Origin of the sequence: Gracilibacillus kekensis (assembly GCF_900143085.1) — a bacterium.
Taxonomy (GTDB): domain Bacteria; phylum Bacillota; class Bacilli; order Bacillales; family Amphibacillaceae; genus Gracilibacillus; species Gracilibacillus kekensis.
Genome location: NZ_FRCZ01000003.1, coordinates 54,146 through 66,798 on the forward strand (window position 1 = coordinate 54,146; position 12,653 = coordinate 66,798).

Below are 12,653 nucleotides of genomic sequence, written 5' to 3' on the forward strand. Positions count from 1 at the left end.
ACAGGAATCGATAAAAATATTCAAAAAATAGTAAAAATCTTAGCAAAAAGCCTTGGAAACATGGTATCATTACAAGTAATATAAAATGAGACTTAGTCAGTGGGATTTTTTGACTCCTACCGACTGTAAGCGAAACTTATAAGGAAGTTAGCGTCCGTTTATCCCCTGCTTAACTTTTTTGTGAATCTCGAATCTTGAAATAGGGGTAATACGAACGTTTACACCGTGATAAAAGTAGTGTCAAAATTTAATGAAAAATAGAGAAAAATAGAACAGTTATCGGTTGGTTTGAAGGAGGATTACTTATGTTGGAATTCGTGATTGGCGGAATTCTTATTATTATTGCGTTAATTATTGTTGGACTTATTTTTAGAAAGAAGATCTATGATCACGTAGATCGTTTAGAAGCATGGAAAATGGATATTATGAATCGGAATGTAACTTCTGAATTAGCAAAGGTCAAACAGTTAAATCTCTCTGGAGAAACGCAAGAAAAGTTTGAAAGCTGGAAAGAAAATTGGGATATTATCCTCACAAGAGACTTACCTGATATGGAAGAATATTTATTGGATGCGGAAGAAGCGGCAGACAGATTCAGAATCAAAATGGCTAAGAAAAACATTCGAATTGTAGGAGAGAACTTACAAAGCATTGAAAAAAATATTGAAGATATGTATAAAGAATTAGATCATTTACTTGATTCTGAAAAATACGCTCGTCAACAGATTGAAGAGTTAGCTCCTCGTATTAAAGAGTTAAAAAAATATTTATTACATAATCGTACACAATTTGGTAAAGCCGAGATTATTTTTGAAGCAGACTTATCAAAATTAGAAAAAAAACTGTCTGAATATGAACAGTTAACCGATGATGGTAATTATATTGAGGCACAAGAGCTTATTGAACTATTAATAGAAGAGATTGACATAATCGAAGAGAAGGTTAGCACGTTTCCAGAGATCTACCGTCAGTGTAAACAAACACTTCCTAATCAAATGAAAGAACTACTAAAAGGTATGGATGAGATGGAAGAAGAGGGGTATCGTGTTCAACATTTTGGTTTTGAAAAAGAATTAAAACAATATGAAAACCATCTGATTAATTCAATAAGAGAACTAGAAAACGGGGAGACCGATTCGATCGTTGAATCTCTTGAACAAATGGAAGACCGTTTGAATGAAATGTTTCAGTTACTTGAGAAAGAAGCTAAGTCAAAATCAATTGTTGAAAGTACAATTCCTAATCAACAGCAAAAATTAAAAGAAATTCTTGAAAGTGTGCAAGACACGGGTAATCAACTTAAAGAATTACAGCAAACGTACTATATTGAAGAAGCAGATCTTGAATTATTTTTAAGTATCGAAAAGTGGTTAGAGAAATTAGAAAATCAATTTGAGCAAATAGAAGCCGATTATCAAGATCGTAAGTCGAATCATCTGGAAATAAAAGATAAATTAGATATCATTGCTGAAGAAATAAATAAATTAGATAGTGCACATGATGACTTCCAAGGGAGAATTCGTGATCTTCGCAAAGATGAGATCGAAGCAAAAGAAAAAATTGCTCAATTGAAAAAAGACCTGATACGTACAAACAAACAGTTGCAAAAAAGTAATATTCCGGGGATACCGTCCTTTATTGTGAATGCTTTAGAAGAGGCAACAGAGAAATGTGAAATTGTTTTAAAACAGTTGCAAAAACATCCTTTAGATATGGGAAAAGTGCAACATAGTATCGGAGAGGCAAATAAATCCGTAAACAATTTTGTGGAGCAAACCAGATTATTGTTAGATCAAGCACGATTAGTGGAGTTAGCTATTCAATTTGGCAACAGGTACCGTAGTGCTCATCCACTTCTCTCAGCACAATTATCAGAAGCTGAGAAGTTATTCCGAAATTATAAATATGAGAATGCTTTAGAAACAGCAATAAAAGCTTTAGAAGCAGTTGATTCAAATGCAATGGCTAAAATCGAAGAAATGGATCAAGCGGTCAAGCAAACAGCAAACTAACTTAACAAAGGCGGGAAATCATCATGAAATGGCTGGTCACAGCTTTATCACTTATTACTGTAGCCATATGGGTAGTTGTAATATTTTTCTACGTAGATGTAGATCAGAAGACTAACATTTATGCAACAGAGCATACACAAATGACAGATACAAAAGAAAATAAAAATGCAAATTTTATATTTCGCACTAAAAATGCATCACAAGAAGATGAAGTAAAGGAAGTTGCAAACCAAGAAGAGACGGAAGTAAGTAATAAATCATTAAAAAATGTCTCGCTTCCACTCACGGACGATAATAAAGTATCCATTGATGAATTATTATCAGCTTTAAATATTAAATTCTAATGTGCTTGGCGGACATACTAAAGATATTCCTTTTTTTGCAGGAATATCTTTTCTATTGTCTATCGGAGAAGGCTTTAAAGTCTATGGAAACAGGCAATTTATTTATTTTCACGATGGATAAAATATGATAAGATATAGCAATGTGTTTAGAAAAAGAGGGATTTGGATGATTTATTTAGATAATAGTGCAACAACACAGCCTGATCAACAAGTATTGGATAGTTATACGAAAGTGGCGACGCAATTTTTCGGAAATCCTTCCTCCATTCATGGAATCGGTATGGATGCAGAAAGACTTTTGAGAAAATCTCGTGAACAAGCAGCTTCCATATTGGATGTGAATTCCCATGAAATAATTTTCACGTCAGGTGGAACAGAAGGAAACAATTTAGCTATAAAAGGAATTGCCTTGCAACACAGAAATCGTGGGAAACATATTATAACATCTACAATAGAACATCCATCGGTAATAGAAGCATGCATTGGACTTGAAGCTTTAGGGTTCGAAGTCAGTTATTTAGAGGTGGATCAATCAGGTTTTATTAATATAGAAACATTAAGGAAAGAAATTAGAGAAGATACGATATTAGTTTCAATAATGCATGTGAACAATGAAACTGGAACGGTTCAACCGATAAGAGAAATTGGTGAAATAGTAAAACAATACCCAAAAGCATTGTTTCATGTTGACCATGTTCAAGGTTTTGGTAAAGTTGCCTTAAATCTGAACGACAGTCATATCGACTTATGTACTATTTCAGGCCATAAAATCCATGGATTGAAAGGGACAGGGCTACTTTATGTGAGAAATGGCGTACGGTTATATTCACTGGCACATGGTGGTGGACAGGAAAGAGCAGTGCGTTCTGGTACAGAAAATGTTGCAGGTATAGTAGCACTGGTAAAAGCAATGCGAATAGCAAAAGAAAAACAACAGGATATAAAAACGTTGGACAAATTACAACAGAAATTAGTCGAACATTTACAAGGAAATAAAAGAATCGTAATCAACACACCAATTGAGAATAAAGCACCACATATCGTTAATTTCTCTGTTCCTGGACTAAAGCCAGAAGTAGTTATTCATGCATTAGAACAATATAGTATTTATATATCCACTAAATCTGCTTGTTCTTCAAAAAGCAGTGACGAAAGTGCAGTATTAATCGCATGCGGAAAAGAGCGCGATATCGCTATTTCTGGACTGCGTGTCAGTATGTCTTATCATACATCAGAACAAGACATTGATTATTTATGTGAGAAGTTAGATGTGGTTATCAAAAACTTAGGGAAAGTAATGGGGTAGATACACTATGCAATATGATCATATAGTAATAAGATATGGAGAATTAACATTAAAGGGAAGAAATCGAAAATTATTTACGACACAATTGGCGCAAAATGTTCGTCAAGCTCTGCGTCATTTCCCTGCAATTAAAGTAGATAAGAAACGTGATCGAATGTACATTGTATTAAATGGAGAAAACCCGGAACCAATTTTGGAAAGATGCATTAAAATATTCGGGATTCAAAATATGAGTTTGGCTATTAAAGTAGCAAATAATGAAGAAGATATAAAGGAACAAGCATTAAAGCTATTAACAGAAACAGAAAATGTCCAAACCTTTAAAATTACAACCAAAAGATCCAATAAAGATTTTCCAATAGGATCGCAGGAGTTTAATCATATATTAGGTGGATACTTGTTAGCAAATACTGAAAATATAACAGTAGATGTCCATCAGCCTGATTTAGAAATAACGGTCGATATACGAACAGAAGCTACGTATCTTACCTCAAAGAAAATACAAGGTGCTGCAGGATTACCAGTTGGTTCCTCCGGAAAATCATTATTACTTCTTTCTGGTGGAATTGATAGTCCTGTTGCAGGCTATTTAGCAATGAAACGTGGTGTGCAATTAGAAGCGATCCATTTTTATTCACCACCATATACGAGTGAGAGAGCGAAAGAAAAAGTGCTTGATTTAGCAGAAAAACTCTCTTTTTATGGCCATTCTGTAAAGGTGCATATTGTACCTTTCACCGCTCTGCAACAAAAAATACATCGTGAAATTCCACATGGCTACTCGATGACGGTAATGAGAAGAATGATGATGAGAATAAGTGAAGCCGTAGCAAAAAAAGAAGGCATTTTATCTTTGATCACCGGTGAAAGTCTTGGACAAGTAGCAAGTCAGACAATGGAAAGCATGCACGCCATTAATGCGGTGACCAACTATCCGGTTATTCGGCCGTTAGTTGCTATGGATAAGGATGAGATTATTAATATTTCAGAACAAATCAATATGTACGATATTTCGATTCGTCCATATGAAGATTGTTGCACTGTATTTGTACCAAAAGCTCCAAAGACAAAGCCTAGGTTAGAAAAAGTAGAGCAATTTGAAGCGAATATAGCATTTGAAAAAGATATGGAAGAATTATTAGAAGCAATTGAAACAGTAGAAATAGAGGTAAAAGATAAACAGCAACAAGCGCTTGATGAATTACTCTAACACTTGGTTAAGTCACCAACAACTACCAGCTAAAGTCATGCATGATATCGCCTCCCAAAGTACATCATAGTAATGTAGTCAAGAGGAGGTGAAAGCAAATGGCGAACAACAACAGTTCAAACAACCTAGTAGTTCCTGGAGTAAGCCAGGCTTTAGATCAAATGAAATACGAGATTGCACAAGAATTCGGTGTAAGCTTAGGTGCTGATACTACTTCACGTGCAAATGGTTCAGTTGGTGGAGAAATCACTAAACGTCTAGTACAAATGGCTGAACAACAATTAAATGGTCAAGCTAATCAATAATCAAATTACGTATAATTAAAAGAAATAGTTTTCATCGATAGTCAAACAGGATGTTGGCTACTTCAATTAATACAGAGGGTAGTGCTAAATGCACTATCCTTTTCTTATATTAAAGTTTTTGCTATCGTTATATCATATTATCAGAAGATTACAAGGCATAGGTTAGGTGATTTTTATGGGAACGCTCTATTTTGGTGGCACGATGTACTCAATGGAAGATAACTTATCAACAGTGGAAGCAGTATATAGTGAAAAAGGAACAATTATCGATGTAGGAAAAGAAGTAGACTTACGGAATGCTTATAATATAACGAATGACCATAATTTAAATGGTTCGGTTATGTATCCTGGATTCGTTGATAGCCATTTACATATTATTGGCCATGGAGAGAAATTGTTGCACCTTGATTTATCAACGATGGAGTCAGCTGAAGCAGTATTGCAAGCCCTTAAAGCAAAAGTAAACGATTTAGAGCCAGAGGAATGGTTAATTGCTGATGGTTGGAATGAGAATCAATGGCTAGACCCAAGAATAATCACAAAAGAGGAGCTTGACGAAATTTCCCCCAACCATCCGATTATTTTAACCAGAATCTGTCGCCATGCAGTTATTGTTAACTCAACAGCTCTGGAATTAGCCGGTATAACTAGTGAGACAACAGATCCTCAAGGCGGAAAAATTGTGCGCAATCGAATGGGGGAGTCTACCGGATATTTATTGGATCAAGCACAGGAATTAATCAAGTCTGTAATGCCGCCGATCAGCGAAAAAAGGTTAAAACAGACAGTAGATGTTGCTATTCAAGATCTGTTGCGTTTAGGTCTAGTAGGTGGCCATAGTGAGGATTTATCCTACTACGGTGGTTTTGAGCGAACCTTAAAAGCCTATCAGGAGATTTTACCTGCTAAGTATAAGTTTAGAGCACACCTGTTAGTCCATCATTTGGTTTTTGATGACATGTTGAACAACGGTTATCGGTATGGAAGTGGAGGAATTTATACGTCACTAGGCGCAATGAAAATATTCTCTGATGGAGCATTAGGTGGACGAACGGCATGGCTAAGTGAGCCTTATCATGATGATAATCCAAATGAGGGAATACCGATACACAAGCGTCAAGATATAGAGTTGCTTTTACAAAAAGCTAGAAAGCATAAACATCCTATAGCTGTGCATGCAATTGGAGATAGGGCTGTCGAAGAAGTGGTGGCATGTATCAGGAAATATCCACTTAATAATGGTTTAAAAGACCGTATTATTCACGCTCAAATAATGAATGATACCTTACTAAAAGATTTATCAGATATACCTGTAGTATTGGATATCCAACCTTCGTTTGTAGCATCTGATTTTCCTTGGGTAAAAGAGCGGTTAGGTGAGCACCGTACATCGAAGTCATATGCCTGGAAGACTTATTTAAACAAAGGAATAGCTTGTGCTGGTGGCTCAGATGCTCCAATTGAGGACGTAAATCCTCTGTTGGGAATACAAGCTGCTGTAACAAGGAGATCTAATATAGATGGTGAGGTTTATGGTGAACAGGAAAGACTATCTGTGTATGAAGCAATATCGCTTTATACCAAAGGAAGTGCATATGTAATAGATCATGCACATGATCGCGGTCTTATTAAACCAGGGTTCGTAGCTGATTTCACCATTTTAGAAGAAGATTTATTCCAAGTAGATCCAGACAAATTTCACCAGGTTGATGTTAAAACAACGGTTGTAAACGGGGAAATCATGTACCAAAAAGATATAAATTGAATAACCTCATAGGATAGCATACCCAATCGTTCTGTAACGGGTATGCTATTTTCAACTATTTTAAATTTCAAGGATAAACCGAGATATATCTATGGTATTATACAGATAAGAACAATTCCCAAATAAATCCATGTGCTATTTAACCTAAGAATGTAATGGGAAAATATTGTTATAAAGGATGAGGAATGATGAGTACATTTGGTTTGTTTGGTAAGTTTTTAGTGAAAGAGGGAGAGCGTGACCGATTAGTCTCTATTTTGTTAGAAGCTGCTGACTCCATGCAAAAATTGAAAGAATGCCAAAAATACCTGGTGAATATTTCGGAGGAAGAACCAAATTCAGTATTTGTTTTTGAGATTTGGAGTAATGAAGAAGCCCATCAAGCATCTTTATCACTTGAAGCTACACAAATATTAATTAAACGTGCGAAACCAATAATTACAGGAATGGAGAGAATTAGTACTTTTCAGCCAATCGGTGGAAAAGACAAAAACTAATCGTTACTCTGGAGGTGAAAAATGGAAAGAGAAAAGCGAATTAGAAAATATGATAAACAGGTAAAGTTATATGAAAATACCAGCAAGAATCAAAAGTTTGCTGGATTGAGAAAAAGGATAATAAAAAATGCATATGGAAAAATTTTAGAAGTCGGGGTTGGGGCTGGGGCGAACTTTCCATATTATAATAAAAATAATGTAGAGATAACAGCCGTGGATTTTAGTCCAGAAATGATTAAAAGCGCAAAACGAGCAGCATCAAAGTATCAATTGAAGGTAGAGTTTATTCAAAGTGATGTTAATGATCTAATGATAGAGAAAGATTCCTATGATTGCATCGTTTCAACCCTTACACTTTGCAGTTATGCTGAACCAATTGAAACACTGAATAAATTTAGTAGTTGGTGTCATAAGGGTGGGAGTATATTGTTAATGGAACATGGTTTGAGCTCTAATCGATTCCTGACCTTAACGCAAAAAGTGATTGACCCATTCCATAATAAATTAGTTGGATGTCATTGTAATAGAGATATAAACAAATTATTAGATGAAGCTAATCTTCAAATCGATCATAGAGAACGTTATTGGTCAGATATCGTATACTTAATTTGGGCAAAACCTAATAAGTAAATTTCCACTAAAAAACTCTCCTTTCAAAATTATAGAAAGGAGGAGCTATTGTTCATTCACTTTGTTCTCGCTCGTAATCCCCTCCGATTAGTGGGAGATAAATATCCTGATAAGTTTCACTAAAAATGTCGATTCTGGTTATTTTTCTATCTTTTCTATCTTTTCTATCTATAGGAACGTTCGTTGGACTCTATCCCAGAAGGAGTTGTTTTTCAACTTGACTGTTTTAATCCGTTTATCACTTAATTGCATGGTCAATAAATGTATATTTCGAATAGAATATGCTTCATTATCAAGCCCCACAATAGGATAATCGTTACCGTCTTGGATGACTTCCAGACGTAATTTTCGATCTTGACTTAAAATAAAAGAAGAACCTAACGTACGGTAGCGATTATTATTTAACGATGCAAGCTCTGTTACTTGCATACATGGTATTTTAGGATCTATTACAGCTCCTGTTGTTGACTTATTGTACCCCGTACTTCCCGTCGGAGTCGCTACGATTAATCCATCTCCTCGAAAACGCTCAAAATGATTATTATCGATGGAAACATCAATGACAATTGTTTTAATAATGGCGGATCGAATAGCCGCTTCATTTAAACAATGGAAGGTTGATTCATCATTAATCGTTACATCAATTACTGGAAAGCGGCGAACTTCTATCGAATTATCCTTCATGGAGTCCACCATCCTGTCATAGTGATCAATGTTGAAATCACAATATAAACCAGATTCGTCTTTTTGTGTAATTCCTAAGTATAAGCAATCTTGACGAAAGTCTGTATGACGTACCGCTTGTAAGAACTCTCCATCTCCGCCAACACTGATGATAATATTAGCATCTTTCGAGTCCTCAACGATTAAAAATCCGTTTTCTTCCACATACTTGAACAAGGGTTTCAATTTTTCTATAATTTCGTCACTTTTTTTGTAATAAAAATATAAATTTTTTCTAGTATCCATTTTATTGCCTCCTTACTGTATGTAACTGAGTTAATCTTATCATGGTTTGGACAGGTATCCTATTAATACGTACGAAGATTTTGTATCGTTTTCCTATGTCTATGATAATTCTGTATCTATTTGTAAATAATAGTAGGAGAGGTGATATACATATGATTTTCTTATTATTGGCTTTTCTTATTGTTTTCATAACTCTTGTTTTCGTTATTTTTCAATTACGTATTTATATTCAATTAATTTGGCAAATTGACGAGGAAGAAAAATATTTGCAAGTCTCTGCGAATGTTTTAAAATTTTCATTTTATCAGAAAGAGATTGATTTTACTGAATGGGATTTGCCATCAATTGATAAGCAAAAAGGGAACTGGCGTGAAAAATTTGAGTCATTTAAAAAAATAATGCGTGTATCAAAGGTAGAAAAAATGAAATCTGTAACGATGGTCGCAACAGATGACCCTGCTATTACCGCTTATATATATACTTTTTTAAAAGTGATTAACGAATGGATTACTTCTGTTTATAGCAAAAAGAATGCTTCAGAAATGGTTATCGGAGCAAATTTTGAAGAAAATGTCTTTCAATCATCTGGGGAGTGCATGATATCGATGAAATTGAGTAAAACTATCAAAGAAATTCGGAAACTAAAATAACAAAAAAGGCGGAAGGAGACGAACAAATGGCAGAAAATAATAGTGAAAACACACACCCATTAGAAGGATTTATGTCTTTAACTATGGAAAATTTAAAAGAGTTAATCGAGGTAGATACCGCGATCGGTAAACCGATAGATGTGCCAGATGGAAGTGTTATTATTCCGTTATCGAAAGTGAAGTTTGGCTTTGCTTCAGGTGGAAGTGAATTTATCCCAAGCAGTCAGGGGAAAGAGAGTAGTCAAAAAGATAACGAATCTGATTCAATCATTCCTTTTGGTGGTGGAAGTGGTGGGGGAGTATCGATTACACCTACCGCATTTTTGGTAGCAAACAGAGACGGAGTAGAGTTAATAACATTGAATGAAACAACGAAAGTATATGAAAAGATGTTAGATAAAGGACCACAAGTGATTGATCAAGTCATGGAAATGCTTAAACAGAGAAAGGACAAATCGGATAATTAGCGGATGTCGCTCTTAATGCTTATCAGTAGACAATTTGATTTCACTGCCTTCATAATAATATTGGGAGTTTCTGTGATAGCTAAGAGACTTTTTGCCTTATTATGGGTTTCGTGCAGGCAGTGAATCATTTTGAATATTGATGGAGGGAAAGAAACATGTCATTTAATATAGAAAAGGCATTTACACATTTAGATAAATTAACTGATTCCATAGAAGAGACAGAAAATCAACCATACTTAGATAGTCTAATTTTGGCATTGCGTGTTATTCAAACAAGTGAAGAAGTTGATGTAACAGAGCAACAAACACAACATATCGAAGAATTAAAAGAGCTATTAGCACAAGATGAAGTAACAAGTGAAGACATTCGTAAGATGATTCAATTAGCCTTAATTAAGGGAATGAAAGGTTCTACCCAACACCAACATGTGGTGACACCAGATTCCGTCGCTATGTTTATGGGATATTTTATTCAGAAACTACTACCTGATTCCAAGTCGTTTCGTTTATTTGATCCAGCAAGCGGTGCTGCAAATTTATTAACAGCTGTCATTAATCAAGTAGAAGCAAAGGTAGAAGGTTATGGAAGTGAAATAGATCCTACATTAATTCAATTAGCTGTAGAAAGTGCAAATTTACAAAAAGTATCCGTAGAATATTTTCATCAAGACAGTTTAACACCATTATTCTTAGAACCAGTGGATACAGTCGTTTCCGATTTGCCTGTCGGTTATTATCCTGACGATGAACATGCTGCAAAGTTCGACTTAAGTGCTGCAGAGGGACACACGTATTCACATCATTTATTTATAGAACAAAGCATTAATTATACGAAAGAAGAAGGCTTCTTATTATTCTTGATTCCTAACTTTTTATTTACAAGTGATCAGCGTGATGGGTTACAAAAGTTTCTTCAAAAGCATGCACATATATTAGCACTTTTACAATTACCATTATCCATGTTTTCTTCTGAACAACATGCTAAAAGTATTTTAGTATTACAAAAACAAGGAAAGAATACGAAGCCGCCAAAACAAACATTAATGGCGCAATTACCTTCATTTAAGGATGTTCATGCAACACATAATATGCTTAAAAAGATTGACGATTGGTTCAAGTCAGAAAATAGCAAATAATCAGAAAATAAAAATTTCATGAAGGAAACGTTACCATTGAATATTCCGGTTGCAAACTTATTCTGACGGTGTTTAAATGGAGTGGGGAATGTTTAAAAAAATAAAAAATCCATTGTTACACTTGACAGGATAAGTAACAGACAGATCGAAAGGAATGAAAATGTTGCGTAAAATTTTAGCTATTAATGCTGGTAGTTCTTCACTTAAATTTCAGCTGATAGAAATGCCAGAGGAAAAAGTCTTATCAAAAGGCCTAGTAGAACGCATTGGAATTGCAGATTCCGTTTTCACTATTGAATTCGGTGATAAAGAAGAGGAAGAAACAAGAGATATAGCGGATCATGCAGTAGCGGTTAAATTATTATTAGATAAACTAACATCTTTTGGTGTGATCAAAAGTTTAGATGAAATTGACGGTATTGGTCATCGTGTTGTTCATGGTGGAGAGAAGTTCAATGATTCTGTAGTCATCACAGAACAAGTTATCAAAGAGATTGAAGAAGTTTCAGAATTAGCGCCATTACACAATCCAGCTAACCTAACAGGAATTCGTGCTTTTCAAGAGGTACTTCCTAATGTACCTGCAGTGGCAGTATTCGATACAGCTTTCCATCAAACAATGCCAGAGCAATCGTATTTATACAGTTTACCATATGAATATTATCAAGATTACGGCATACGTAAATATGGTTTTCATGGTACCTCCCACAAATATGTTGCGGAACGCGCATCTGAGTTAATGGGGCTACCGTTAAAACAATTACGTTTATTATCATGTCACCTAGGAAATGGCGCCAGTATTGCAGCAATAGAGAATGGCAAATCCATTGATACATCGATGGGCTTTACGCCTTTAGCAGGTGTGACAATGGGAACCAGATCTGGTAATATTGATCCGGCTCTTATCCCATATATTATGGAAAAAACAGGTCAAACAGCTTCTGAAGTAATGAATGTCTTAAATAAAAAAAGCGGTATGTTAGCTTTATCTGGTTTTTCCAGTGACCTTCGTGATATTCAAGATAAAGCGAACAGTGGCGATGGACGAGCTGAGCTTGCTTTACAAGTATTTGCTGAACGGATTCATAAATATATTGGTTCATATGCAGCAAGAATGCACGGAGTAGATGCGATTATCTTTACTGCTGGTGTAGGAGAAAACAGTATCACCATCCGTGAACGCGTATTAAAAGGATTGGAATTCATGGGGGTTTATTGGGATCAGAGTTTAAATAATATCCGTGGAAAAGAAACGTTTGTTAATTATCCGCACTCACCAGTGAAAGTCATCGTAATTCCAACAAATGAGGAAGTTATGATTGCTAGAGATACAGTTCGTTTAACATAATAGTGAAGTTAAAA

13 protein-coding genes are annotated in these 12,653 nt (G+C 35.1%); 12 read left to right on the forward strand and 1 reads right to left on the reverse strand.

Annotated features, from left to right (window positions below):
• Positions 1-305: 305 nt before the first annotated feature.
• The 8 genes from ezrA to BUC25_RS08160 all read left to right on the forward strand — a co-directional run bounded on the left by ezrA (position 306) and on the right by BUC25_RS08160 (position 8,069).
• The gene (ezrA, locus tag BUC25_RS08125) at positions 306-2,012 is read left to right on the forward strand and encodes a septation ring formation regulator EzrA (protein ID WP_084543414.1); all 1,707 of its coding nucleotides are present in this window, start codon (positions 306-308) and stop codon (positions 2,010-2,012) included.
• Positions 2,013-2,035: 23 nt separating this feature from the next.
• Entirely contained in the window at positions 2,036-2,356 is a 321-nt protein-coding gene (locus BUC25_RS08130) for a hypothetical protein (RefSeq protein ID WP_073201382.1), read from the forward strand.
• Positions 2,357-2,522: 166 nt separating this feature from the next.
• Positions 2,523-3,662: a cysteine desulfurase family protein gene (locus BUC25_RS08135; RefSeq protein ID WP_073201383.1), complete on the forward strand. Its 1,140-nt coding sequence runs from the start codon at positions 2,523-2,525 to the stop codon at positions 3,660-3,662.
• 7 nt (positions 3,663-3,669) lie between these two features.
• Positions 3,670-4,872: a tRNA uracil 4-sulfurtransferase ThiI gene (gene thiI / locus BUC25_RS08140; protein WP_073201384.1), complete on the forward strand. Its 1,203-nt coding sequence runs from the start codon at positions 3,670-3,672 to the stop codon at positions 4,870-4,872.
• A gap of 98 nt (positions 4,873-4,970) precedes the next feature.
• Complete coding sequence (locus BUC25_RS08145; RefSeq protein WP_058307092.1) at positions 4,971-5,177, forward strand: alpha/beta-type small acid-soluble spore protein; 207 nt, start codon at positions 4,971-4,973, stop codon at positions 5,175-5,177.
• Positions 5,178-5,352: 175 nt separating this feature from the next.
• The gene (locus BUC25_RS08150; protein ID WP_073201385.1) at positions 5,353-6,942 is read left to right on the forward strand and encodes an amidohydrolase; all 1,590 of its coding nucleotides are present in this window, start codon (positions 5,353-5,355) and stop codon (positions 6,940-6,942) included.
• Positions 6,943-7,130: 188 nt separating this feature from the next.
• A complete protein-coding gene (locus BUC25_RS08155; RefSeq protein WP_073201386.1) occupies positions 7,131-7,439 on the forward strand; it encodes a putative quinol monooxygenase in 309 nt (102 codons plus the stop codon).
• Positions 7,440-7,460: 21 nt separating this feature from the next.
• The gene (locus BUC25_RS08160; RefSeq protein ID WP_073201387.1) at positions 7,461-8,069 is read left to right on the forward strand and encodes a class I SAM-dependent methyltransferase; all 609 of its coding nucleotides are present in this window, start codon (positions 7,461-7,463) and stop codon (positions 8,067-8,069) included.
• A gap of 168 nt (positions 8,070-8,237) precedes the next feature.
• Here the strand turns inward: BUC25_RS08160 and BUC25_RS08165 are convergent, their stop codons facing one another.
• Positions 8,238-9,038 (reverse strand): NAD kinase, encoded by an 801-nt coding sequence (locus tag BUC25_RS08165; RefSeq protein ID WP_073201388.1) that lies wholly within the window; start codon positions 9,036-9,038, stop codon positions 8,238-8,240.
• A 152-nt stretch (positions 9,039-9,190) separates the two neighbouring features.
• Here BUC25_RS08165 and BUC25_RS08170 point away from each other — a divergent pair, with 152 nt between their 5' ends.
• The 4 genes from BUC25_RS08170 (at position 9,191) to BUC25_RS08185 (ending at position 12,639) form a co-directional block, all read left to right on the forward strand.
• Positions 9,191-9,688, forward strand: a complete 498-nt coding sequence (locus BUC25_RS08170) for a hypothetical protein (RefSeq protein WP_073201389.1) — start codon at positions 9,191-9,193, stop codon at positions 9,686-9,688.
• Between the two features lie 26 nt (positions 9,689-9,714).
• Positions 9,715-10,155 (forward strand): GerW family sporulation protein, encoded by a 441-nt coding sequence (gene ytfJ / locus BUC25_RS08175; RefSeq protein ID WP_073201390.1) that lies wholly within the window; start codon positions 9,715-9,717, stop codon positions 10,153-10,155.
• A 155-nt stretch (positions 10,156-10,310) separates the two neighbouring features.
• Positions 10,311-11,291, forward strand: a complete 981-nt coding sequence (locus BUC25_RS08180; RefSeq protein WP_073201391.1) for a class I SAM-dependent methyltransferase — start codon at positions 10,311-10,313, stop codon at positions 11,289-11,291.
• A 163-nt stretch (positions 11,292-11,454) separates the two neighbouring features.
• Positions 11,455-12,639, forward strand: a complete 1,185-nt coding sequence (locus BUC25_RS08185) for an acetate kinase (RefSeq protein WP_073201392.1) — start codon at positions 11,455-11,457, stop codon at positions 12,637-12,639.
• The last annotated feature ends 14 nt before the right edge of the window (positions 12,640-12,653 follow it).

Coding starts and splice junctions, on each gene's coding strand:
- BUC25_RS08155 (WP_073201386.1), top strand. CDS start 7,131: ATGAGTACATTTGGTTTGTTTGGTAAGTTTTTAGTGAAAGAGGGAGAG.
- BUC25_RS08130 (WP_073201382.1), top strand. CDS start 2,036: ATGAAATGGCTGGTCACAGCTTTATCACTTATTACTGTAGCCATATGG.
- BUC25_RS08160 (WP_073201387.1), top strand. CDS start 7,461: ATGGAAAGAGAAAAGCGAATTAGAAAATATGATAAACAGGTAAAGTTA.
- BUC25_RS08135 (WP_073201383.1), top strand. CDS start 2,523: ATGATTTATTTAGATAATAGTGCAACAACACAGCCTGATCAACAAGTA.
- BUC25_RS08165 (WP_073201388.1), bottom strand. CDS start 9,038: ATGGATACTAGAAAAAATTTATATTTTTATTACAAAAAAAGTGACGAA.
- BUC25_RS08145 (WP_058307092.1), top strand. CDS start 4,971: ATGGCGAACAACAACAGTTCAAACAACCTAGTAGTTCCTGGAGTAAGC.
- ytfJ (WP_073201390.1), top strand. CDS start 9,715: ATGGCAGAAAATAATAGTGAAAACACACACCCATTAGAAGGATTTATG.
- BUC25_RS08170 (WP_073201389.1), top strand. CDS start 9,191: ATGATTTTCTTATTATTGGCTTTTCTTATTGTTTTCATAACTCTTGTT.
- ezrA (WP_084543414.1), top strand. CDS start 306: ATGTTGGAATTCGTGATTGGCGGAATTCTTATTATTATTGCGTTAATT.
- BUC25_RS08180 (WP_073201391.1), top strand. CDS start 10,311: ATGTCATTTAATATAGAAAAGGCATTTACACATTTAGATAAATTAACT.
- thiI (WP_073201384.1), top strand. CDS start 3,670: ATGCAATATGATCATATAGTAATAAGATATGGAGAATTAACATTAAAG.
- BUC25_RS08150 (WP_073201385.1), top strand. CDS start 5,353: ATGGGAACGCTCTATTTTGGTGGCACGATGTACTCAATGGAAGATAAC.